This is a genomic window from Paenibacillus piscarius (assembly GCF_022234545.1).
Lineage (GTDB): Bacteria > Bacillota > Bacilli > Paenibacillales > Paenibacillaceae > Paenibacillus_AQ > Paenibacillus_AQ piscarius.
Window position 1 is genome coordinate 1 of record NZ_JAIEUI010000011.1, and the last position, 20,927, is coordinate 20,927.

Annotated in this window: 23 protein-coding genes and 1 rRNA gene; 3 read left to right on the forward strand and 21 right to left on the reverse strand. The window is 54.8% G+C overall.

The genetic code is table 11. From position 1 onward, the window contains the following. Together K1558_RS17825 and K1558_RS17830 are read right to left on the reverse strand one after the other, a co-directional pair. Positions 1-66: ribosomal RNA gene (locus K1558_RS17825) — 16S ribosomal RNA — on the reverse strand; the annotation flags it as partial. Between the two features lie 513 nt (positions 67-579). Further along, a complete protein-coding gene (locus K1558_RS17830) occupies positions 580-1,455 on the reverse strand; it encodes a nucleotidyltransferase-like protein (protein ID WP_238653002.1) in 876 nt (291 codons plus the stop codon). Between the two features lie 129 nt (positions 1,456-1,584). Between K1558_RS17830 and K1558_RS17835 the strand changes: the two genes are divergently transcribed. Beyond that, complete coding sequence (locus K1558_RS17835; protein ID WP_238653003.1) at positions 1,585-1,950, forward strand: YgzB family protein; 366 nt, start codon at positions 1,585-1,587, stop codon at positions 1,948-1,950. A 110-nt stretch (positions 1,951-2,060) separates the two neighbouring features. Here K1558_RS17835 and K1558_RS17840 read toward each other — a convergent pair whose 3' ends face one another. From K1558_RS17840 to uptA, 18 genes are all read right to left on the reverse strand, one after another. Continuing rightward, entirely contained in the window at positions 2,061-3,782 is a 1,722-nt protein-coding gene (locus tag K1558_RS17840) for a glycosyl hydrolase family 18 protein (RefSeq protein ID WP_238653004.1), read from the reverse strand. A 271-nt stretch (positions 3,783-4,053) separates the two neighbouring features. Continuing rightward, entirely contained in the window at positions 4,054-4,485 is a 432-nt protein-coding gene (perR, locus tag K1558_RS17845) for a peroxide-responsive transcriptional repressor PerR (RefSeq protein ID WP_238653005.1), read from the reverse strand. A 124-nt stretch (positions 4,486-4,609) separates the two neighbouring features. Continuing rightward, the gene (locus K1558_RS17850; protein ID WP_238653006.1) at positions 4,610-6,532 is read right to left on the reverse strand and encodes a DUF4097 family beta strand repeat-containing protein; all 1,923 of its coding nucleotides are present in this window, start codon (positions 6,530-6,532) and stop codon (positions 4,610-4,612) included. A 36-nt stretch (positions 6,533-6,568) separates the two neighbouring features. After that, entirely contained in the window at positions 6,569-7,042 is a 474-nt protein-coding gene (locus tag K1558_RS17855; RefSeq protein ID WP_238653007.1) for a GNAT family N-acetyltransferase, read from the reverse strand. 82 nt (positions 7,043-7,124) lie between these two features. Then, a complete protein-coding gene (gene gatB, locus K1558_RS17860; protein WP_238653008.1) occupies positions 7,125-8,570 on the reverse strand; it encodes an Asp-tRNA(Asn)/Glu-tRNA(Gln) amidotransferase subunit GatB in 1,446 nt (481 codons plus the stop codon). Positions 8,571-8,602: 32 nt separating this feature from the next. Next, entirely contained in the window at positions 8,603-10,060 is a 1,458-nt protein-coding gene (gene gatA, locus K1558_RS17865) for an Asp-tRNA(Asn)/Glu-tRNA(Gln) amidotransferase subunit GatA (RefSeq protein ID WP_238653009.1), read from the reverse strand. 25 nt (positions 10,061-10,085) lie between these two features. Continuing rightward, positions 10,086-10,373, reverse strand: a complete 288-nt coding sequence (gene gatC / locus K1558_RS17870; RefSeq protein WP_238653010.1) for an Asp-tRNA(Asn)/Glu-tRNA(Gln) amidotransferase subunit GatC — start codon at positions 10,371-10,373, stop codon at positions 10,086-10,088. A gap of 190 nt (positions 10,374-10,563) precedes the next feature. Then, on the reverse strand, positions 10,564-10,947 hold the full coding sequence (locus K1558_RS17875; protein WP_238653174.1) for an ATPase: 384 nt from the start codon (positions 10,945-10,947) through the stop codon (positions 10,564-10,566). Between the two features lie 159 nt (positions 10,948-11,106). After that, complete coding sequence (locus tag K1558_RS17880; protein WP_238653011.1) at positions 11,107-11,874, reverse strand: ABC transporter permease; 768 nt, start codon at positions 11,872-11,874, stop codon at positions 11,107-11,109. Further along, positions 11,871-12,785: an ABC transporter ATP-binding protein gene (locus tag K1558_RS17885; protein ID WP_238653012.1), complete on the reverse strand. Its 915-nt coding sequence runs from the start codon at positions 12,783-12,785 to the stop codon at positions 11,871-11,873. The genes K1558_RS17880 and K1558_RS17885 overlap by 4 nt, the downstream gene beginning before the upstream one ends. Then, entirely contained in the window at positions 12,785-12,976 is a 192-nt protein-coding gene (locus tag K1558_RS17890; protein ID WP_238653013.1) for a PLDc N-terminal domain-containing protein, read from the reverse strand. The genes K1558_RS17885 and K1558_RS17890 overlap by 1 nt, the downstream gene beginning before the upstream one ends. Positions 12,977-13,038: 62 nt before the next feature. Beyond that, on the reverse strand, positions 13,039-13,275 hold the full coding sequence (locus K1558_RS17895; RefSeq protein ID WP_338019713.1) for a hypothetical protein: 237 nt from the start codon (positions 13,273-13,275) through the stop codon (positions 13,039-13,041). After that, entirely contained in the window at positions 13,272-13,604 is a 333-nt protein-coding gene (locus K1558_RS17900) for a DUF5345 family protein (RefSeq protein ID WP_238653014.1), read from the reverse strand. Before K1558_RS17900 ends, K1558_RS17895 begins: the two co-directional genes overlap by 4 nt. Next, entirely contained in the window at positions 13,588-14,130 is a 543-nt protein-coding gene (sigY, locus tag K1558_RS17905) for an RNA polymerase sigma factor SigY (protein WP_238653015.1), read from the reverse strand. Before sigY ends, K1558_RS17900 begins: the two co-directional genes overlap by 17 nt. 58 nt (positions 14,131-14,188) lie before the next feature. Continuing rightward, positions 14,189-14,395 (reverse strand): hypothetical protein, encoded by a 207-nt coding sequence (locus K1558_RS17910; protein WP_238653016.1) that lies wholly within the window; start codon positions 14,393-14,395, stop codon positions 14,189-14,191. Positions 14,396-14,586: 191 nt separating this feature from the next. After that, a complete protein-coding gene (locus K1558_RS17915; protein ID WP_238653017.1) occupies positions 14,587-15,216 on the reverse strand; it encodes an MBL fold metallo-hydrolase in 630 nt (209 codons plus the stop codon). Positions 15,217-15,221: 5 nt separating this feature from the next. Continuing rightward, positions 15,222-15,788, reverse strand: coding sequence for a thioredoxin family protein (locus K1558_RS17920; protein ID WP_238653018.1), 567 nt, complete (start codon positions 15,786-15,788; stop codon positions 15,222-15,224). Further along, the gene (uptA, locus tag K1558_RS17925) at positions 15,785-16,399 is read right to left on the reverse strand and encodes an undecaprenyl phosphate transporter UptA (protein WP_238653019.1); all 615 of its coding nucleotides are present in this window, start codon (positions 16,397-16,399) and stop codon (positions 15,785-15,787) included. Before uptA ends, K1558_RS17920 begins: the two co-directional genes overlap by 4 nt. A gap of 257 nt (positions 16,400-16,656) precedes the next feature. Between uptA and K1558_RS17930 the strand changes: the two genes are divergently transcribed. Both K1558_RS17930 and K1558_RS17935 read left to right on the forward strand, forming a co-directional pair. Continuing rightward, the gene (locus K1558_RS17930) at positions 16,657-17,013 is read left to right on the forward strand and encodes an autorepressor SdpR family transcription factor (protein WP_238653020.1); all 357 of its coding nucleotides are present in this window, start codon (positions 16,657-16,659) and stop codon (positions 17,011-17,013) included. Further along, positions 17,013-17,666 (forward strand): SdpI family protein, encoded by a 654-nt coding sequence (locus tag K1558_RS17935; RefSeq protein ID WP_238653021.1) that lies wholly within the window; start codon positions 17,013-17,015, stop codon positions 17,664-17,666. Before K1558_RS17930 ends, K1558_RS17935 begins: the two co-directional genes overlap by 1 nt. Positions 17,667-17,993: 327 nt before the next feature. Here the strand turns inward: K1558_RS17935 and K1558_RS17940 are convergent, their stop codons facing one another. After that, positions 17,994-20,423: an O-antigen ligase family protein gene (locus tag K1558_RS17940; RefSeq protein ID WP_238653022.1), complete on the reverse strand. Its 2,430-nt coding sequence runs from the start codon at positions 20,421-20,423 to the stop codon at positions 17,994-17,996. Positions 20,424-20,927: the final 504 nt, after the last annotated feature.

Genomic DNA, 20,927 nt, shown 5'->3' on the forward strand with positions numbered 1-20,927 from the left:
CTCGACTTGCATGTATTAGGCACGCCGCCAGCGTTCGTCCTGAGCCAGGATCAAACTCTCCAATTAGGACGCTTACGAAGTAAGCGCTTATAGAAAGAGCGATTGCTCATTTTGAAACATCTGACGAGAATTTGCATTCTCTGTTTTGAAATCACCGAAGTGATTTCTGATACTCACTCGTTGTTCAGTTTTCAAAGATCAAACACATCTTTTGTCGCTTTATTTTGTCTCAGCAGCGACCTTTATAATATATCACAGCGCCCTCGTTTTAGTCAACCTTTTTTTTAATTTCTTTTTGCGGCTGATTAACGAGTGTCTTGCAACACATCGCAATGTCAGAGGGACGAGTTATAATTTAACATACGATCTGCACTCAAGTCAACCCTTAAAATACCCTTCACAAATAAAAACACCCCCACTAAGTGAGGCTCTAGCTTCGATGATGATTCAGATCCTTTGCGGGGATCTCAAAACATATAATTTCCTATCCAATAAAAAAAAGAGAGTGCATCCCTCTCCATTCAATTGCTGTCTTTATCTAATTAATGGGTCATCCCCCATGCTGAACTTATTGCATCATTAAAGGGTATAGCGAATGGCATGTCCATCCCCTGCTTCCACTGCCCATGAGGTGATCTCCCGGATCAAGGACCGGGACACAAGCTTGCGCAGCACTAACGGCAATTCAGCCTGCAGATGACTTAACCCGGAATGCTGCAACAACTCCTTAATGCTCCATGCCTCCTGACGGCTGCCCAGAATACGAACCAGCATGGCACAACAGTCCGGCATCTTGGACATCAAGGCAAATTCACAGGCGAGCAAGATCAGTTCAATCCTCTGATCCAGCGTCTCGGTACTGATTGTAAGTTCCTCATACAGCTTATGGACCGGAGAGTTCAGGTTCTTGACTTGCCCCCAGACTGCCGGTTCCGGGAAATGTCCCGCTTCGCTCACTTCAATCCGTGCCCAATGGTACAAAGCAATCAGCACACAATTATAGGCATCCATAGTGCAGCCTGCCTCAATGTACCGCTTGGACTTGATATACATATGTAAAAAGCGCGCGAATTCCATAAACAGCACCCGCTCTTTGAGCGCCCCGTCAAACCGGTTGAGCTGCTTCCGCATCTCCACCAGAATTCCCTTCGGGTCCCAGATGACCTCCCCGGATATTAGACTGGTCAGCAGTTCATTATTATCTCCTGCCATCACAGCGCGTTCCAAAGCGGATAGACCCACATGCACCGATTGCGTCCGCTGATCGCCGGCAATGGTATGGGTTATGATACGTTCGGTCTCCTGTTCTTCGTACAGCATGAGGATCACCATATCATAATCGTGCAGCAATGCACTTTGAAAGGTGTCTTCCCCTCGTCGCCGCCAAGCCACAGCCCCCAAAACATTCTCATCGAATGTCTCCCCACTGAGTAGGGTCAAATTGGACAGTTCCATACTTCCCTCCATCGAATATGGCGATTTAGCATCCAGTCAGTTATAATCACTATAAATCATAATATTCTACATCTTCATGCCAGTTCCTCCTGAACGACCGAACTATATTTCAGTTAGGAGATCGCACTCATGAAATTTAAATCGGCCAAAATTAATGCATTCCGCACCTGGGGGCTGCTGCTCACCATGGTGGGCATGGGTCTTATGATCATGGGCACCGCAGGCATTGTGTTCTGGGGATCCGCAGGCAAGGTGTTCGCCGGAATCGGTCTGGTGATCGGCCTGATCGCTTTGATGGCCAGCATGGCCATCTATTTCTGGGCCGGGATGCTCTCAACCAGCGCCGTTCAGGTGGAATGTCCGGAATGCCACAAGCTGACCAAAATGCTGGGCAAAACCGACCGCTGCATGTTCTGCCACACGATTCTCACGACCGACCCGTCGCAAGCCACGATTACGGCTGAACAGCTTGAAGCCCAGCAGCTTAAGCAATAATCCTATCTTACCGTTGTTTATTGTAATCATTTGCCTATCAGAAATATGCAGCAGTATATGATTTTCTGCTAAAAAGGTGTTGTCCCCTGGAGGACAACACCTTTTTATAATTATTCTATGATGGCCTTCAAGGCTTCCCAGGCTTCAGGGCTGGCGAAGCTCCGGTTCCACGCCGCCACACCGCCGAGCTTCAGGGAGCGGGCAAGCTCCACTCTCGCTGTAAGCGAGGTCTTGTCCTCGATCCATATTTTGCGCAGAGCCTTATCTTCCTTATACTCCACGTAATTCTGCCCGGCCTTCGGATCGAACTCCGGGGTCAGCTTCTTCTCGGCAATGATCTCCTTGACCGCATTCATACTGACGGCCTTGGAGCTAACCTTGGTCTTGCCCTTCTCAGTGGTTTCCGTCCAGATTCGCGTGTAGAGCGGTACGCCAAGAATCAGCTTCTCCGCAGGCACCTCGTCCTCCTCCAGTATCCGGTTAACCGAAGTCTTGACCCAAGGGAGAGAGGCAACCGAGCCGGCTACCGGACTGGCGGCCCAGTGTTCATCATAAGCCATGACGATGAGGAAATCCGATACCGCGCCAAGCGCCCGGCGGTCAAGGAACAGAGACCACATTTCACTATTGGACTTGGGAGTTACATCAATAGAGACAATCAGATTCCGGCTCTGGGCCATCGGCTTCAGCTCACGCATGAACTGGGTAACATTCGGCCCGTCCTTAGTATAGACATTCTCAAAGTCAATATTGATCCCATCCAGATTGTACAGATCTGCGTACTTCAGCATCTGCACGATCGTGTTCATCCGCTTCTCATACGTGGACAGGGCTTCGGTAGTGAGATCCGGTTCAAAGCTGTTGCTCAGCAGGCCCCATACCTCCATCCCCTGATTATGCGCCCAATCCACGTAGGCACGGTCAGCCTGGCTGCGCACATTGCCGCTCACATCGATAATGCTGAACCAGGTAGGGCTAACCACATTCACTCCCGGCAGTGCCGCGAATTTGGCCGGATTCGGCTTACGCTCATACACGGCTTCCCAGAACATGTTCACCGGCTTGCCCTTCCAGCTCCGTTCAGCGCGTGTAGGGGTTACAGGCTGTTTCTCTACGGCTTTGGTTCCGTCCGGGGTAATGTCACTGGCCTTCACATAACCTGAATAGCCGTTGTCCAGCTGAACAAACATCCAGTCCTCAGGTTCTGTATTCCATATTCTGACCACCGTTCCAGGAGGCATATCCGCGAGGATGGGGGCATGCACCGTGGCTTCCGTACGCAGCGCTCTGGTGTTTCCGCCTTCCTTCCCCTTCACCTTGCCGAGCGGCACCGATTCCCCGGCTGTCATCAGCAGTACTGCACCGGTGGCTGTGTCCTCATCGATGTTGAATCCGTACAGATTCTCCAGCGTGTCTGCCGGCAGGAAGGTGACTTTATCCTTAACCTCGGGAGCAAGACGAAGCTGCAGAGGCTCATTGTTCAGGCTTGCTGCTGTGGATGATTCCTGCATATATAATAAACTGCTGTCTGTTGAGAGAATGACGGATTTGGTCTTGTCCTCATATCGGATGGAAGAATCAACGTATTCCTGCAGGAAAGGCAGCGGTAAAAGCAGGCTGTCGCCCGTTCCCGAGGCGGAATAGCCTGTAAGCTGTCCTTTGACGAAAATAGGCTTGTCCAGCCCCTTCCAATCCGGGTCCTGATGCTGGCGGTTCGGCATTACATAGTAAACAACATAAAAGGCTGCAGCGGCTATAATGACAAGTCCCAATAAGCGGCGTACAAGACTCCCGCGCTTCTTCACGCGTCCTCGTCTCTGTCTTCTGTCCAAGATAGGTCCTCCAAACCATGTGCTTTAATTTGTAAAAACGGGCATTGCTCCTGTTAAGTATACGCCATGCAGGTCTGAATGGTTGCGCCATTCTTCTGGAAGGGATGTCTTATTGCAAGTGGAAACGGCTTCGCCGTTCTTTTAAGGACGGCATCGTTTCAGCGAGAAATAGAAGGATAAGTTATCGTGTGGAACATATAAATTCTATATTTTAACAAAAAACGTGCAGAATCCGCAGCCGGACTCCACACGCTTATAGGTTAATTTCAGTTCAGTGCTGCTTCTCGCCGCAGCATTTGCAGACTCCGTACAGCTCCATACGCAAGCCGTGAATCTTAAAGCCTGTAGCCGCTTCAGCACGCTGCTCCACTTCATGCAGGGCAGGATAGCTGAAATCCTCAATCTTGCCGCATTCCTGGCAGATGACATGATAGTGATCAGACACATTGGCATCGAACCGGCTGGAATTGTCACCGTAGGTCAGCTCGCGGACCATCCCTGCTTCCATGAACATCTTCAGATTGTTATACACCGTTGCCACACTCATGCTGGGAAACTGAGGCTCAAGCGCCCGGTAAATGTCGTCAGCCGTAGGATGATTCATCGCTTCCATCAGATACGTTAGAATCGCATGACGCTGGGGCGTAATACGGACACCGGTTGTCTTCAGCTGCTCCAATGCATGTTGTACTCCACTACCCATCCATGCCACCGCCTTTTGATTACAACTTAATAATAACTCTAATGTAATTGTAAGACCGTGGTTTCGTTATTGTCAACGCGGTCATTACATTATATTGATTATTATATAATAAAAATTACTTAATTCAATATTTGCTCACATTTAAATTGCTGTTTCCATCTACACGGAGCTTGAATTCACCGGTGCCGATCTGGCCGGAAATCAGTTTTTTATCGATCACGAGTCCTGGCAGATCTGTCTTAATATCCCCGTAGCCGCTGGAGCCCTCTACCGAAAAGTTACCTGTAAGCGGCAGGAAGAGCTCAATATCGCCTACTGCACTGTAAATCTCCCAGTCGCCGCCGAAATCCGCGGAACGGACATGGATTCTTCCGTTGAGTGATTCGGCATGCAGCTTCGATCTGGCTCCCGCCACCTCCACGTTGCCGTTCTTGGTGGATACATCTACTGCATCGCCGCTGTCATAGGCCTTGATATTACCTACAGCCGTCGACAGCTTCATCGCCCCGCTCACCTCCCAGGCTGACACATCACCGCCGCTTGTCCCCAGCTCCACATCGCCCAGCACACTTCTGGCGCGCACTGCGCCGTTGAGCGTTTTGCCTTTGACATTCCCGAAAATGCGGTGCAGGATCAGTTCGCCGTTCCCGGTCTCCAGCGAGATATCTGCAATAGCTTCCACATTCTGCAGCGTAATCCCGCCGTTCATCGTGCGGACATTCAGATCAAACCGCCGGTCCTCCGGCAGGGAGATATCCAGATTAATCCGCGGCTGGCGTTTGCCGGATTCACCATATGCCTTGGTCTGGGGAGTGATTTTGATGGTTGTCCCTTCACTCACCTCGACAAAAGACTGATCCGCAATCGCCTCAGCCAGCACACCATCCAGCTGATCCACCCATACCGTCGCCTTAATCTCAATATCCTCAACAGCAGCCCGGTGAATGAGAATGTCTCCGTTGATCGCATCAATGCTGACTTTGGAGGTATTCAGTTCGACCGGAACGACCAGCGGCGGCTTCTCAAATTGATGTCCCTCCGCTTCCCCGTAATCAACCGCTGCCGCCGTCAGATTAAGACTGACCCGGTTCCACAGATGCAGATAATGCTCCTGCTCGGTTACGATAAACACACAGGCTGCCAGAACTATGGCGGAGATCAGGCCGCGCAGGTCCATCCGCGCTCTGCGGACAGTGCTCCCTGGCTTGCGGCGGGAGAATACATAGATCAGCAGATATTCTATGCCCCAGAGTACAGGGATGACGGGCCACCATTTCAGCAGCAGCATCATATAATCCGTGCCGTAGCTCCAATCCAGGAAAAGCAGCGTGCCTACAGCGGCCAGCGTGGCCGATGCTGTATATCTGCCGACGCGCCGGCTTCTCCGCTCCCCGCTCTCACGCACCAGCACATTCTTGGCCACCTCGCGAATGCCCATAAGCACGCCCAGCCCTATGAGCAGGACTGCCGCCGCAGCACCGGCCGAGCTCTCAATGAAGGCTTGCAGCCACGGCGGCTTCTGCCGGAAGAGAAAGAGCAATACTCCCCCGGCGAGCAGCATAACGCCGAAGGATACCCCCGGCTCGCTGATCCTTACCCGCCGTCTTGCCGAAGTGCCCGAATCAATAGTCTCCTCGTCTTCAGGGCCATGCTCTTCAGGAAAGCGCAGAATCCGGTCCGCTGCCTGGAGCGCATCGAACACGTTGTAGAAATACATTACCGGGATAAACAGCGCCAGGAGAATCAGCAGCGGCACATTAATCTGCATTCCAATAGAAGAGAAATACAGCAGCGCCATAATATCAAGCAGCAGCAGAAAAATAAAGGTGATTCCTTTGCGGAGCAGCCCCAGATACACATGGCCCGCGCCGGGCAGTACCGCTGCAAGCAGGCCGGCTATAAATTTCCGTTTGCGGGGACGCCGCTTGAGCCGGGGCGGTATTGTGACCGGCTTCATCGCCGCCGCTGTTTCAGGCTCCTGCACGCCTGATTCGTTCTGTTCATCCCTAACAGGATAATCTTCCTGTTCCTGTTGACCGGAATTCATCCTCGGTTATCCTCCTTTCTGAATCATTGGTAGGTCTCATTGCCGCTTGCCTGCCCGGTGCAATTCCAGCAGCTCTACTCCCGGAGCCACTTCCTCCGCTTGAGCAGGGACGAACCCGTGCTTAGTATACAGCTTCACCGCCGGCAGATTCAGCGTCCCGGTAGATACGATGAATTGCTCCATCCGGTCATAACGGTCAAAGATATATTCCAGCAGTCTGCCCGCCACGCCTTGACGGAAATGATCAGGACTGACCATCATCCGGGTCACCGTAAGCTTACCGGGGGATTCTTCCATTACTGCCACAGCGCCCAGGAGCTCCTCTGTGTCATCCAGACAGCCGTAGAACTCCTCCTTCACCCGGCTTAGCATCTCCCGGGTCTCCAGCAGCGGCGGAATGTCACGGAACCCGATGATCTCTGCCTCCAGGCGGTAGGCCTTATGCTGAAGGCTCCACAGGTCATCCAGCGTGAGCTCATCCTGCAGATTCAGCTTCATTATTGTATTCATCCCTATAAGTCCCCTTATATCTGTACAGGGCCTGCCGTTGCCGACAAGCCCTGTGCCCTCATTCTATGATCTATTACCCAATCTAGCTGTTCAGCACTTCAGCAAGCAGGGTGTTCACCAGACCAGGGTTGGCCTTGCCCTTACTCGCTTTCATGACCTGTCCGACTAGGAAGCCGATTGCTTTCTGCTTGCCGGCCTTATAGTCTTCTACAGATTGCGGATTCGCCGCCACTACATCCTGAACAATTTGCTTGATGGCTCCTTCATCGCTGATCTGCACAAGGCCCTGCTCTTCAACAATGACGCCCGGGAGCTTGCCGCTCTCCAGCATCTCCTTGAAGACGGTCTTGGCAATTTTGCTGCTGATGGTTCCGGCAGCGATCAGGCCGATCATCTCGCCCAGCCCTTGCGGCGTAATCTTCACCTGGGATAATTCCAGATTATTGCTGTTCAAATACCCCAGCAGGTCGCCCATCATCCAGTTGGCGACAGCCTTGGCATCCTGTGTATAAGCAAGACTCCCCTCGAAGAAGTCCGCAAGCGGCTTGGAGGAGGTAAGCACTCCGGCATCATAGGCAGTCAGGCCGAATTCATCGCTGTAACGGGCCTGACGGGCATCTGGAAGCTCAGGAATGGTGGAGCGGATTGCCTCCCTCCACGCATCGTCAATATGCAGCACAATCAGATCCGGGTCCGGGAAATAACGGTAGTCATGGGCTTCTTCCTTCCCGCGCATGGACAGGGTCTTACCTCCGGCTTCGTCCCAGCGGCGGGTCTCCTGTACAACGACTCCCCCGTCATCCAGGATCTCTGCCTGGCGGATCTGCTCATATTCAAGGCCACGGAGCACACCGCGGAAGGAGTTCATATTCTTCAGCTCGGCCCGGATGCCGAATTCCTCCTGCCCTTCAGGACGCAGGCTGATATTCGCATCACAGCGCATCGAGCCTTCTTCCATCTTCACATCCGATACGTCGCAGTACTGCATTATGGCGCGGATCTTCTCCAGATAGGCGCGTGCCTCCTCCGGCGAACGCAGATCCGGCTCGGAGACGATCTCAATCAGCGGGGTGCCTACACGGTTGAAGTCAACCAGTGAAGCGAAGCCTCCATCTACATGGGTCAGCTTCCCGGCGTCCTCCTCCAGATGCAGGCGGGTGATTCCGATCCGCTTGGTCTCGCCGTTCACCTCGATATCGATCCAGCCGTCCAGTCCGATCGGCTGATCATATTGCGAGATCTGGTAGGCTTTGGGCGAATCGGGGTAAAAATAGTTCTTGCGGTCGAATTTGCTGACATCGCCAATGGTACAGTTCAGAGCCATCGCCGCTTTCATGGCATACTCTACCGCCTGGCGGTTCAGTACCGGCAGTACACCCGGATGGCCGAGACAAACCGGACAGGTGTGCGTGTTGGGCGGAGCACCGAATTCGGTGGAGCAGCCGCAGAAGATTTTGGACTTGGTATGAAGCTCCACATGAACTTCCAGCCCGATGACCGTTTCATATTTCGACATAGATAATCTCATCCCTTAAAAGTTTTGTGGGCAACTCCTTCAAGCTACAATTGCGGGCGGGCCTTATGATGCTCTGTGTGCTGTTCAAAGGCATGGGCAACGCGCAGTACCGTGCTCTCGTCAAATTCCTTGCCGATAATCTGCAGACCCACAGGCAGGCCTTCGGCGAAGCCGCAAGGAATGCTGATGGCAGGTATGCCGGCCAGGCTGACAGGGATGGTCAGGATATCGTTCAGATACATCGTGAGCGGATCTTCGGTCTGCGAGCCCAGCTTGAAGGCTGTAGTTGGCGCAGTCGGCCCGAGCACGACATCATATTTGGTGAATATGTCATCAAAGTCCTGCTTGATCAGGGTGCGGACCTTCTGGGCTTTCAGATAATAAGCATCGTAGTATCCCGAGCTCAGCGCATACGTTCCGAGCATAATCCGGCGTTTAACCTCAGGGCCGAAGCCCTGGCTGCGGGAGTTATGGTACAGCTCCAGCAATCCGCCCCCGTCATCCACACGCTGGCCGTAGCGGACCCCGTCGAACCGGGCCAGATTGGAGGAAGCCTCCGAGGAGGAGAGCAGATAATAAGCGGCAACAGCATATTCGGTGTGCGGAAGAGATACTTCCTCCCATACCGCGCCGAGCCCTTCCAGCACCTTAAGCGCCGCCAGCACGGATTCACGTACCGCTGCATCTACACCTTCGCCGATGTACTCCTTCGGCACAGCAATCCGCAGGCCGGCAACATCGCCAGTCAGCGCGCTAAGATAATCAGGGATGTCCACTTTGGCCGAGGTCGAATCCTGGGCATCATAACCGGCAATAGCCTGCAGCACGTACGCGGAATCTTCCACGGTGCGGGTAATCGGGCCGATCTGATCCAGCGAGGAGGCAAAAGCAACCAGGCCGTAACGCGAGACCAGACCATAGGTTGGCTTGAGGCCTACTACCCCGCAGTAGGATGCCGGCTGCCGGATCGATCCTCCGGTGTCGGAGCCCAGTGTGAAGTAGACTTCGCCCGCAGCAACCGCCGCTGCCGAACCGCCGCTCGATCCGCCGGGAACCCGCTCCAGATCCCACGGATTGGATACCGCACTGAAGCTGGAATTCTCATTGGAGCCGCCCATGGCGAACTCGTCCATATTCAGCTTGCCGATGGTTACGGCATCCGCCTGGCGCAGCTTGGACACTACGGTTGCGTCATACAGCGGCTGGAAGTTGGCCAGGAACTGGCTGGCACAGGTGGTGCGCAGACCCTTGGTCACAATATTATCCTTAATTCCGGCGGGCAGTCCGAAGAGCAGGCCGCGGGAAGCCCCTGAGGCCAGCTTGTCATCAAGCACACGCGCCTGCTGGCGGGCCCCCTCCTCATTCAAAGTCAAAAAGGCATGAATCTTACTGTCACGCTCCGCAATAATGGATAACGCTTCCTCTGTCAGCTCACTGACCGAAACTGCCTTGGTGTGCAGCATGTTATGTACTTCAGGTAACCGGTATTGAAACAGGCTCAACTTGCTTCCTCCTCTCTTGGTATCGTTATTCCAGAACAGCGGGAACCTTGAATTGTCCGTCTTCATCATCGGGTGCGTTAAGCAGAGCGTCCTCCTGGGTCAGGCTCTCCTTCACCACATCCTCACGCATCACATTGCTGACCTGCAGCACATGCGTCGTCGGCTTCACATTCTCGGTATCCAGCTCATTCAGTTTCTCGGCATATTGTAAAATAGCATTCATTTGTTCGGTGAAGGTAGCCTCTTCTTCCGGGCTTAATTGCAGGCGGGCCAGCCTGGCCACATGCTGCACATCTTTGACAGTGATGCTCATATTGGATATCCCTCCTGTTTAAAGGGCTAAAGCGCCCGGATAACGTTTTTAATTATATTGTAGAAGGCCTTACAATTCAATGTGCTTGTCAACAGAAGGAAGATCAGGGAGGCGGCAGGGGGGACAGATTGGAAGGAATAGGCGGGAGAATGGGTGAAAAACAAAAAGCCGGCATTATGCCGGCTTCTACTTAAATCCAGGCGCGAAGGTTCACCTGCTTGATGAAATCCGCCTGGGACATACTCTCTTGGGATGTTGTCTCTATCTCTTCCGCCTCGGCTGCTTCACCGTTCATCAATTGATGGAACAGCTTCTCATTGTACGTTGACAGTGCGTAATCTATCAGCGCCTCATGCGTGGCTCTCTCGGCTTCCGCTGCCAGCATCTGCTCTTCGGCCTCAATGTCCTCAGCTGTAACATAGAAATTCCTGTTAGCCTCGGGAACACGAATGACATAATCAAACGCATTATCAGGATTGCGGTCGTAAGCAATCAGGTAGCCATAGTCTCCGATAGGAAGGCTCTGCTCGAAAGCGTCCGCGACAATGACAATCTTCTCTCCTAAACGCAGCATCATCCTACCTCCTGACTAAAATCTATCATGGATTTGCTTGTTTCAACAGTCTACTAAAAAAAGATAGAGCTGTCCAGCAGCAGGATGGCACTATTCCTGAATTGTCACAGAAAAAACGACGAAACATCTTGTAAACTTACATTTCTGTTACAAAATCCGTCAATCCGGTAATTTATGTCTGCCTGTCAGCAGAGAAGCCCCAGCGATGCAGGCTAGGATCAGCAGCAATGCACAGATCACCGGACCCGCTTCGGCTGTCCCGTCCGCAAGGACTGCCGCAGACAATCCGGGCAGCGCAGCCGGCAGCCAGCCGGTCTGGGAAGGCAGCAGGCTGTGAGCCAGGCTCATTCCGGCTGCCAGCAGGAGAGCAAGACCTGCTGCTGCAGGCCCGCGCAGCCAGGCACTGAAGAAGAGCGTGAGGGATACCGCGCAGAGCAGCCACAGCGCATAAAGCGAGGAGGCCGCTGCGACAGCACTCCAGGGCAGTTGCCCCATTAACAGAGCCGTATAATACGCAGCCCCTGCCGTCCCCAGTCCCACGGCCAGGAGCAATACAGTCAAATGTGCCGCCCACTTAGCCGCAACAATGGAGACAGGGGACAACGGCTTGGCCATCAGCAGCTCAAATGTCCCGCTTAAGCGTTCACCTGCCAGACTGTTCATCCCTGCCAGTGCGAGCACCAGCATCCCGATCGTTCCATATTGTCCCAGCGCCTGGGCCATTACCGTTGCAGCGCCCGGCAGCTCGTAGTTCTCCAGTAGAGCTGCAGGAGCATTGGAGGAGGCTGCCAGAATGTCAGGCATATAATAAGCGACCAGCGGCTGCATAATCCCCAGAATGATGAACACCACAGGCACCCAGACCAGCCTGTAGCTGCGGACAGCCTCAAGCAGCTCCCGCAAATACAGCGTCCATAGCCTCCTCATGCCCCCACCACCTTCATGAACAGCTCCTCCAGCGTAGAGGAGCCTGCCTCGAAGTGCAGCAGGGGAATATCCAGCTCTGCTGCGGACTGCAGAATCATCCGGCGGGCAAGTTCAACATCGCTTACGTTCAGCAGCGCCTTCCCGTCCGATATTTCGGCCCCATTAACCAGAGCACTGTGACTCAGCTCCTCCAGCCAACGGACAGCCCGTTGTTCTCCAGCTACAGCCAGTCTGATGACCGGAAGGCTGTATTCTGTTCGCAGGCGGGCTAATGTTCCCTGCTCAGCGATCCGCCCCTGGTTCATCAATATGACCTCATCGCAGATCTCTTCGGCATCATGCAGAACATGGGTGGAGAAAATGACGGTCGTCTCCTCGCGGATCTCCCTCAGCAGCTCCATCACCTCACGGCGGCCGATCGGGTCCAACGCAGAAACCGGCTCGTCAAGCAGCAGCAGGCGTGGACGGTGCACCAAGGCCTGGGCTAACCCCAGGCGCTGCTTCATTCCGCCGGAATATCCGCCGATCCGGCGGCGTGCCGCTTCCTTAAGTCCCACCCGTTCCAGTACAGCGGCCGATGCCGCCGACGCTTCCCGGGTGCGCATACCGCTTAGCTTGGCCGAGAACATGAGATATTCCAGCCCGCTCATCCAGTTATAGAATGCGGGGGCCTGCGGCAGATACCCCAGATGCCGGCGGTAATCTCCTCCAGGGGAACCCCCGGCGAAACTGACCGCACCGGAGGTCAGCGGCAACAAGCCGGCAAGCATCCGCAGCGTTGTCGTCTTCCCCGCTCCGTTCGGCCCCAGCAGCGCGACACAGCGGCCGGCTTCAATACTGAAGCTGATTCCATCCACAGAGGGACGGCCGCCATAGGTCTTGCGCAGATCAGCAACCTCAAGCAGCGGCATCACAGATCCCTCCTTCCCAGCGTGAAATAGGCGATGCTGCCGAGCAGGTTGCCAAAGATCAGGAACAGCACCCACATCCATCTCGGACCCCGCACCTGCTCTGCCTTCGTAAGTGAGATCAGACCAATAACCGCAAGCAAAACCTGCAGAGCCAGCAGCGGCCCGATCAATCCCCAATTGATATCGTTCATACCCGTATCCCTCCAGTTCTCATAAGTGTGACTGAAAAAGATAGACGGAAAATAGTGGTACGTTAGCGGTTCCTGCCAGCCTTCCGCTTCCGGTTATCCGGGAGAACTACAAACAGCAGATAGCATAATGCCGGTGTAGGCACAACAGTAAGTCCCCATATCCCCCAGAACCAGGCCTTCCATCCCTGGCCTCTGTCCCGGGCGTGGAGGAACAACCAGGTTCCCTGCAGCATCACTACAGCCACCAAAACAATCCATAACCAGAGTGGCAATTCCTGCAATTCCTGCAGTTCCTTCACGGCTGTGCCTCCTCCCGCCGGCGTCTGATCCACGCTGCTCCCGGGATACCAAGCGCTGCCAGCAGAAAAATCGCCTGCAGGCTCAGGTAGAGCACCGGTGCAGAGCTTAGAATGGAGATTACGGCAGTAATCAGCACCAGGGCAAGGAGGATGAATAACAGCAGCTCCTTGCGTCGCTGCCTGCTCCGGCGGAGTGCTTCCGATGCTATAAGCTGCTCCAGCTCCGGCAGTGAGGGAGGAGTGACATCATCATACTGTCTGTCCAGATTCTCCAGCTCTGCCGAGAGCTTATTCAGAAGTTCTTCATCACTGTTAAATCTCACCATCATTCAGCTCCTTCCGCAGCTGGCCCAAGCCGGCAGCTACACGTGATTTCACGGTTCCCGCAGGAATCTCCAGCATTTCCCCGATCTCATCGTACCCGTATCCGTAATAATGCTTCAGCAGAACCGCCATTCTATGCGCGGAGGACAACCGCGACATAGCATCAAGCACATCACTCCACTCCATATTACGGCTCTCAAACCCCCATCGTATCCGGCGGGTCCCGTGCTCCTGCGCCTGCTCCTGCTTCCACTTCATCTCACGCCGCCAGCGCCGCTTGCGGTCAATGTACAGGCGGCTGGCGATCGTAATCAGCCATGAAGAAAATTTGGACGAACCATTGTACGTTCCAATCTTCTCCATACACCGGACCATCGTATCCTGGGCAAGCTCCTCAGCAAGCGAAGGGTCCATGGTGGCCTTCACCAGATACTTGTACAGGAAGGGATAGTGCTCCCGCAGCAGCATAGCCAGCGCTGCAGCATCTCCCTGCTGTGCCCGGCTGATCTTCTCCAGCATCGCGTCGCCCATAGCCCCTCCCCTATCCTTTTCTATCACATCTGTAATACGCTTAAGTAACAGCTATCGTTCATTCACCGTCGGAATTATTCTGCAGCTCCCAGAGTCTGCGTCTCCACGGCTGGAATCTCCCCCTGCCCCTGGGGAAGCTCCAGAACAGGGTACTCTTAGTATCGCTTCTCCCTGCCGCATCATCCGCCTTATTGCATCCGCCTGCATCTATGTCAGCTGTTTCCGATTCTCCGTAATTAAGCTGGTACTGCATTTCTTCCTTCAAGCTGCTTCCTCCCAAGAAATTAAGATATCGGTGTGCACAAAAAAAGAACGCAAACCGGGATTATTTCCACAGTCTGCGTGCTTCGCGAGGTAAATGTTACATTTAATTAACATCATTGTAGCAACTCTGTATCTTTTTGTCCATCCTAAATTTCCCGGATCATGTCGCATCTGACCAAAAGATGTCGTTATTTATGCCGGGACATACGGATTGTGAAGCTTCTCATATCCAATCGATGTCCGCGGCCCGTGGCCGGGGAACACCCTGACTTCCTCATCCAAGCGGTACAGCTTGCCGCGGATGGAGTCGATGAGATCACGCTCTCTGCCTCCGGGAAGATCCGTGCGCCCTACGCCCATTTTGAACAGGACATCACCGGAGAATAAATCGCTGCCGCACAGGAGGCTAACGCTTCCCGGAGAATGCCCGGGCGTATGCAGCACGCGGAATTCAAGTCCAAGCAGCTTGAGTGTCTGGCCTTCCGCCAGATCGTACTCTGCCGGATCTGTGCTGACGGGAGGCGTAGTATCAGGCCACATTAAGGAGCCGTTCAGCTTCGGACTGCCCAGCCACTCACTCTCCAGCGGATGGATGTAGACGGGGCATTTCTTGGCTTTGCGAACCTCGTCAAGTCCCGCAATATGGTCGAAATGGGCATGGGTCAGCACAATGGCTTCAATCTCCATCCCCTCAGCTGCGCGGAGCAGGGCCGCAGGATTGGCGCCGGGATCAATAATCACCCCACGCTTAGGATCTGCTCCCGTGAGCAGGTAAGCATTCGTCTGGAGTGCCCCCAGATTATAAGATCGAATATTCAGCATCGGCGTTAGAATCCGGAGATCAGGCTGCGCAGCTCTTTGGCGATAACCGCGTGTGATTCCGTCCCTTCCCCGTAGGCTTGGCCCATTGCTTTGCGCACTTCGGTGATTTTGCTCTCATAGTCGGCCGCTTCGCGGTCGGGATTCTCACGTTTGAACTCTACCATCAGCGATTGAACATGCGCCGGACGCGGGCCCCAATGCCCCAGCACATAACCTCCGGTATCGGCAAAAATAACAACAGGAACGGAGCGCCCGCCCATCGTCAGGAACTGATCCATCAGATCCTGATTCTCTTCGAGAATCAATACCTCCGTCTTAATACCCGCCGTCTCCAGAATCCGGAAGACCACGGGAACATTGCGGACCACATCTCCGCACCAGTCAGCGGCCAGAATCAGCACGCGCAGATCATCGCGGTGATTCAGGCTCTCGAAGTATTCACGGTCACTCTCATCTTCCCAGGCAAACTTCTCATACCACGATTCAAAAGCCTGCTGATTCTTCGTCATAGACTCCACGAACTGGCGCGGAGTAAGGCCCTGGCCGAATTTGCTTGCTACATTCTGCTTCATGCTGCACTACCTTTCTTCTTGGATTTGTACCACTTGAACAGGAAGTATAGAACAATTACCGCAATGGCGGCAAGAATAATCTCATGCGTATACTTGGCTGCGACCTCATCAATACTCTTCCATCTGTCTCCTAGCGTATATCCCAAATAGACGAACAACACGCTCCACGGAATTACAGCAAGAGTTGTCAGCAGCGTGAACCGGCCCAGGTGCATCCGGGAGATGCCAGCCGGAACCGAGATCGCATGACGGACAACCGGAATGAAACGGGCGGTGAAGATAACGCCGGTCCCGTACTTCTGGAACCATTCCTCGGAATGGTCAATGTGCTTTTTGGAGATGAAGATGTACTTCCCGTACTTCTCCAGCACTGGCCTGCCGCCGTAACGGCCAATCCAATAGACAAAGATCTGGGCCACCACACCCCCAACCGTTCCGAACAGCACGGCGCCAAAAAAATTAATATCTCCCTGTGAAACCAAATACCCGCCGTAAGCCAGCACAATCTCGCTTGGAATGACTTCAATCATGAGGCCGATCATAATCCCGAAATACCCCAGAGACTGAATCCATTCAAATAGCTGTGACACAATATCAGATATGAAATGCAACTGCAGCTCTCCTCCCATGCTTATAATTAACCCGGCACTCTGCTGGCAAAATGCAATGCCCGGTCTGCTCTATGTATCCGGCTTCTCCTAGCCTATTCTAGCATATGCCGGCTTACGACTTCTACTTACGGAAAAGGAATATGCTGAGTTACGCCGATTGCAGAGGATTAATGTGATTTTGCAGGTTGACAATGCCTGAATTGAGTGACTATTATATATTTAGATAATTACTTAAATATCGAAAGGAGGAGGCGGAGTTGAATGAATCATTCAAAGCACTCGCTGATCCGACCCGGAGACAGATTCTCAGGCTGCTGCGTGAAAAGGACCGGACGGCCGGGGAGATTGCTGATTTTTTCAATATGTCCAAACCCAGTATCTCTCACCACCTGAATGCGCTGAAGCACGCCGGACTGATCCAGGATGAGCGGAAAGGCCAATTTATTCTGTACTCCCTGGACTCGACGGTGCTTGAGGAGGTGCTGGGCTGGTTTCTGGAATTGACGAGCAGGGGCAAGGGCGGCGAAGACGACACGAAAGCCGGATTAAAGAGCTCAAGTTCTAAGAGCAACAGCAACCCGGGCACTATTTTAAATACGGAGGATGGATCATAATGGCGAACTTCAAATGGAAATGGCAGGATACACTGATTGTATTCTTAGGACTACTCTCCCTGGGCTACGCGCTGGTGAATTACGGCAGACTGCCGGATCAGCTTCCGTCCCACATCGGCATCACCGGCAAGGTCGACCAATACTGGAGTAAGGGTTCGGTTATTGGCTTGTTTGCTTTTATGGGATTGATCTTCCCGTTTGCCATCCAATTTATCCGCAATTTCGATCCCAAGAGCGAGAACTATAACAGATTCCAGGGTGCCTATAAAATGGTCCGCCTTGCGGTTGCCGTCATCTGCGATGGTGCGCTTGTCCTGTCAGTCAGCTACGGGCTGGATGAGCAATTCGCTGCCGGGAAATGGGCCACGGTAGGCATCGGGCTGCTGCTGGCGGTCATCGGAAACTTCATGCCGCAGATTAGGGATAACTATTTCATCGGCATCCGCACGCCCTGGACACTGGCGAATCCTGTAGTATGGCAAAGAACCCACCGTTTCTCAGGAAAAATGTGGGTAGCAGGCGGGGTGCTGATTGCACTGGCAGCCTTTATGCCCGGAACCCTGTCGCCCGGAACGGTTATCGCCGCGCTGATCATTATCGCTCTTGTGCCGGTAGTATACTCGTGGATGATCTCACAGAGTTTCAAGGCGTAAGGAACGGCTTGAGGCTAACGGGGAGCGCAAGGACTGCTGGACGGAGACGGGAATTGCTGTGCTGGTTGGAGGCAGGATGAGCCGGACTGTGTTCTCAGGCTTCAATAGGGCATTAATAGGGACCGGCAATCTGCAACGAATCCAGCGGCTCATTCACAGCAGTCATGCGGATGCTGTAGGCGCTGGAAGGATCACCTCCTTGAATGGAACAGCAGAAATCGGTAGCGGGTACAGGATCAGCCCTATCTCCAGCTTGATGTTCATGCTCAGCCTTTAACACTCCTGAGGTTCATGACTGTATTGCTTAGCGTTACTGGCAACAGCAGGTTATTGGCCCGTCTCGGTTGCCGTGAAACGGGGCGGATCTGTGAGTATGGACTGCTCCTGTAGCTGTCTAAGCTGAAGGTAAATTTCATCCGCCTGCGGAAGCACAGCAAAGCCTCTGTCATTATGCTGCGGTCCTCTGCTCTCTTCCTTAGCGGCCAGCAGGCGGTATTGCCGCAGCAGCTCCAGTCCTGCGGCCGCGCTGTCTGCTGCTGTAGCTCTATCCCCTGCTGCTAAGCTGCGCCTGCCCAGGTTCAGCATTCCTTGCAGCGCTGACAGCCTGCGGGCAGCATTGAACGGGTCGGCCTGCTGGCTCCGGCGGACCCAGTAGAGCGCCTCCCCCGGACGTCCCCCCCGCAGATAATCTGCGGCAAGCTCCCATTGCAGGACAGCACTGCCCGGAGATAGCTTCAGGCTCCGCAGCAGCATGCCTGTCCCCTCCTCTTCCGGAAGAAGCCGCGATAGAGCAATTGCCGCCTGCGGCTCTCCGGGATTCCACTTCAGCGACTCCTGCAGCAGGGCTGCTTGTGCGGCTGGATGAGGATCATGGATAGCCTGTCTGAACAAGTCAGCTCCCCTCATCGCCCGGTAGGACAGCCCGCTGCACAGGACGGCTGCTCCGCAGAGGGCAAGCAGGCCGGCTTGTCTCCATTTGCGCTGCCGGTTCCCGGGTTGGCTGGGGACGGGCATACGGGAGTGGACGTTTGGTTGAACCGGAACCGCACGACCGGACGGGGAAGCACTGGATGAGGCATTCTCATCCGGAACTACGGGTAAAGCTCCCTCCGATGCATTGATTCCCGGATGAGGCAATGTGGACGGGGAAGGATTTGGCAGGGCCCCATGCGTTAACCGGCTGCGTTCCGTAGTCCATGGCGGCCTGCCCGGGGCCCCGGCCCGGCTGTTCTTCTCTGCCAGCGCCCAGGCCGGCAGCAGCAGGAGCAGCAGCCAGAACAGGCCATAGCTCCAGTCGAAATCGACGGCGCTATGCAGGATGATTACCAGCAGCGGCGGCAGCAGCCGTGGCGATGCCTTGGCGATCAGCCAGCCTGCGGCCAGCAGCAGCAGGAGGATCACCATCAGGCCGGCGATTCCCAGATTCAGCAGGGTGTCGAGGTACCCGCTGTGCACCTGGCTGCCTACATAGGGGCGGGACTGGGCGGCGAGGTATGACTGCCGCCAGGTCCCGCCCCCGCGCCCCAGCCAGGGCGCCTCTGCCGCGAGCCGCCAGGCGTCGCGGTAGAACAGGCCGCGCGCGGCGGCTGTCGGGGACGGCCCCGTGATCCGCGCGCGTACCAGCAGCAGGACGGCGCTGGCCGCCGCCGTCCAGCCCGCCGCCGCCAGTGCCAGCCCGGCGGCGCGGTCCCTGCCCGCCGCGCAGCCGCAGCGGCGGTACAGCCACAGGCCGGCCAGCACCGCGCCGGCCCAGAGCCCGGCCAGCGCCAGCAGGCCGGGCAACGGCTCTGCCGCCAGCCCGGCCCGGGCCAGCTGGCGGTAGAGCAGCGCCGCGGCGGCCACGGGCGCGGCGCCGTTCATGAGAAGCGGCACGAACAGGTGCCGCTTCGGGAGCAGGGCTGCGGCGGCAGCGATCGCCGCAGCCAGCCATGCGCCGCGCGACTCGCTGAGGAGCAGCGCGGCGGTGTACGGGAACAGCGGCGAGAGGCGTGCCGCTGTGAGCCATCGCGGGACGGCCATGCGCCCCGCAGCCGGCTTGAAGCCATAAGCGGCTGCGAACAGCCGCTCCAGCAGATACACAGCCATCAACGCGCCCATGGCATTGGGGTACTCAAGCAAGCCCCCCAATCTGGCTCCTGTTGCACTGACTCCGGGAGACTGCGTATAGGCGACGGCATAAGGAAGCGGCAGGCCCCCGCATACAGCCAATAGAGCGCTCAGACTGATCACGAGTCCCGTAGTATGCCAAACCGCAGCTAACCAGGCTCCTCCCCGGCGGCTTCCGGCAACAAGCACGGCGAACACCGCAAAGCTGCCATAGAATCCCCAGCGCAGCAGCTCGTTCAAAGTTCCCAATGAGGATAGTGGAGCACGCAGCATATGAATAGCATACAGCAGAAAGATTACGAGGCAGCTCCCCGGCAATAACCAAGCCGCCCCGTACCACCTCAGACCGCGACTTCCACCATCAGCCAGTCCCCGCCCGCTCTTGCCCCATACCACATTATCACCTGCAAGCATTACACCGTTCCCGGTCTCATCACCACCTCCAAGCCTCGCACCGTTCCCGCCCCCGCCAGTAACCAGCCAGCCCCCTCCGCTCCATCCAGCAGCCTCTGCCGGTAAACGCTCTATATTACCTTGTGTCCGCAGATCCCCTTCTCTTATAACTAACGAATTAGCCTGACTCGCCGCCCTCCTGGCGTCCTTCTTCCCAGACCATCCCCGCATCTTCCCCGCACATACCAGCAACGCCATGCCTCCGCACCATGCAAACCATAAGGTCAGGAACAAATACATCTCCCCAGCGAAAAAAAAACCCCGAAGCGCACATGCCACCGCCAACGCTGCAAATAATGCCAGCCCGCCAGCCACTGTAAGTAACCTAATCCTCTGCTGCTCAGATCTGCCCATAACCTTAGATATCTCCCATTCCTCTTGTTACTTAGCAGTCTGCCCATATTTCCCGCAAAACAGAAGACAGTGATGTAGTTAGCAGAAATATGCTGTGGCAGTGAGGGAGGAAAGGGTACGAAAGGAGAGTATACGCGGAAATGAAGAGCACTAATACACTTGATCTCAGCAAAAACCACCGTCCCCTGCTAATGAGGTGTATAAATACCCTTGATTTCACCGAAATGGGGCCATGCGCGAAAAATGAAGTGTACTAATACCCTTGAATTCACCAAAATCGGATCGCACACATCCGCCGCCCATTGAGTTCACTGTTTCCGCAACAAAAAAACGGCCACCCCCGTCAGG

Excerpts from the sequence above, each read along its gene's own strand:
- K1558_RS17875 (WP_238653174.1), bottom strand. The coding sequence starts at position 10,947 with ATGCTGCGTTTAGGAGAGAAGATTGTCATTGTCGCGGACGCTTTCGAG.
- K1558_RS17920 (WP_238653018.1), bottom strand. The coding sequence starts at position 15,788 with ATGAAGCAGAATGTAGCAAGCAAATTCGGCCAGGGCCTTACTCCGCGC.
- K1558_RS17835 (WP_238653003.1), top strand. The coding sequence starts at position 1,585 with ATGAAATTTAAATCGGCCAAAATTAATGCATTCCGCACCTGGGGGCTG.
- gatC (WP_238653010.1), bottom strand. The coding sequence starts at position 10,373 with ATGAGCATCACTGTCAAAGATGTGCAGCATGTGGCCAGGCTGGCCCGC.
- K1558_RS17830 (WP_238653002.1), bottom strand. The coding sequence starts at position 1,455 with ATGGAACTGTCCAATTTGACCCTACTCAGTGGGGAGACATTCGATGAG.
- K1558_RS17900 (WP_238653014.1), bottom strand. The coding sequence starts at position 13,604 with ATGATGGTGAGATTTAACAGTGATGAAGAACTTCTGAATAAGCTCTCG.
- K1558_RS17850 (WP_238653006.1), bottom strand. The coding sequence starts at position 6,532 with ATGAATTCCGGTCAACAGGAACAGGAAGATTATCCTGTTAGGGATGAA.
- perR (WP_238653005.1), bottom strand. The coding sequence starts at position 4,485 with ATGGGTAGTGGAGTACAACATGCATTGGAGCAGCTGAAGACAACCGGT.
- K1558_RS17890 (WP_238653013.1), bottom strand. The coding sequence starts at position 12,976 with ATGAACGATATCAATTGGGGATTGATCGGGCCGCTGCTGGCTCTGCAG.
- gatB (WP_238653008.1), bottom strand. The coding sequence starts at position 8,570 with ATGAGATTATCTATGTCGAAATATGAAACGGTCATCGGGCTGGAAGTT.
- K1558_RS17935 (WP_238653021.1), top strand. The coding sequence starts at position 17,013 with ATGGCGAACTTCAAATGGAAATGGCAGGATACACTGATTGTATTCTTA.
- K1558_RS17880 (WP_238653011.1), bottom strand. The coding sequence starts at position 11,874 with ATGAGGAGGCTATGGACGCTGTATTTGCGGGAGCTGCTTGAGGCTGTC.
- K1558_RS17885 (WP_238653012.1), bottom strand. The coding sequence starts at position 12,785 with ATGCCGCTGCTTGAGGTTGCTGATCTGCGCAAGACCTATGGCGGCCGT.
- K1558_RS17855 (WP_238653007.1), bottom strand. The coding sequence starts at position 7,042 with ATGAATACAATAATGAAGCTGAATCTGCAGGATGAGCTCACGCTGGAT.
- K1558_RS17915 (WP_238653017.1), bottom strand. The coding sequence starts at position 15,216 with ATGCTGAATATTCGATCTTATAATCTGGGGGCACTCCAGACGAATGCT.
- sigY (WP_238653015.1), bottom strand. The coding sequence starts at position 14,130 with ATGGGCGACGCGATGCTGGAGAAGATCAGCCGGGCACAGCAGGGAGAT.
- K1558_RS17940 (WP_238653022.1), bottom strand. The coding sequence starts at position 20,423 with ATGGCGTTGCTGGTATGTGCGGGGAAGATGCGGGGATGGTCTGGGAAG.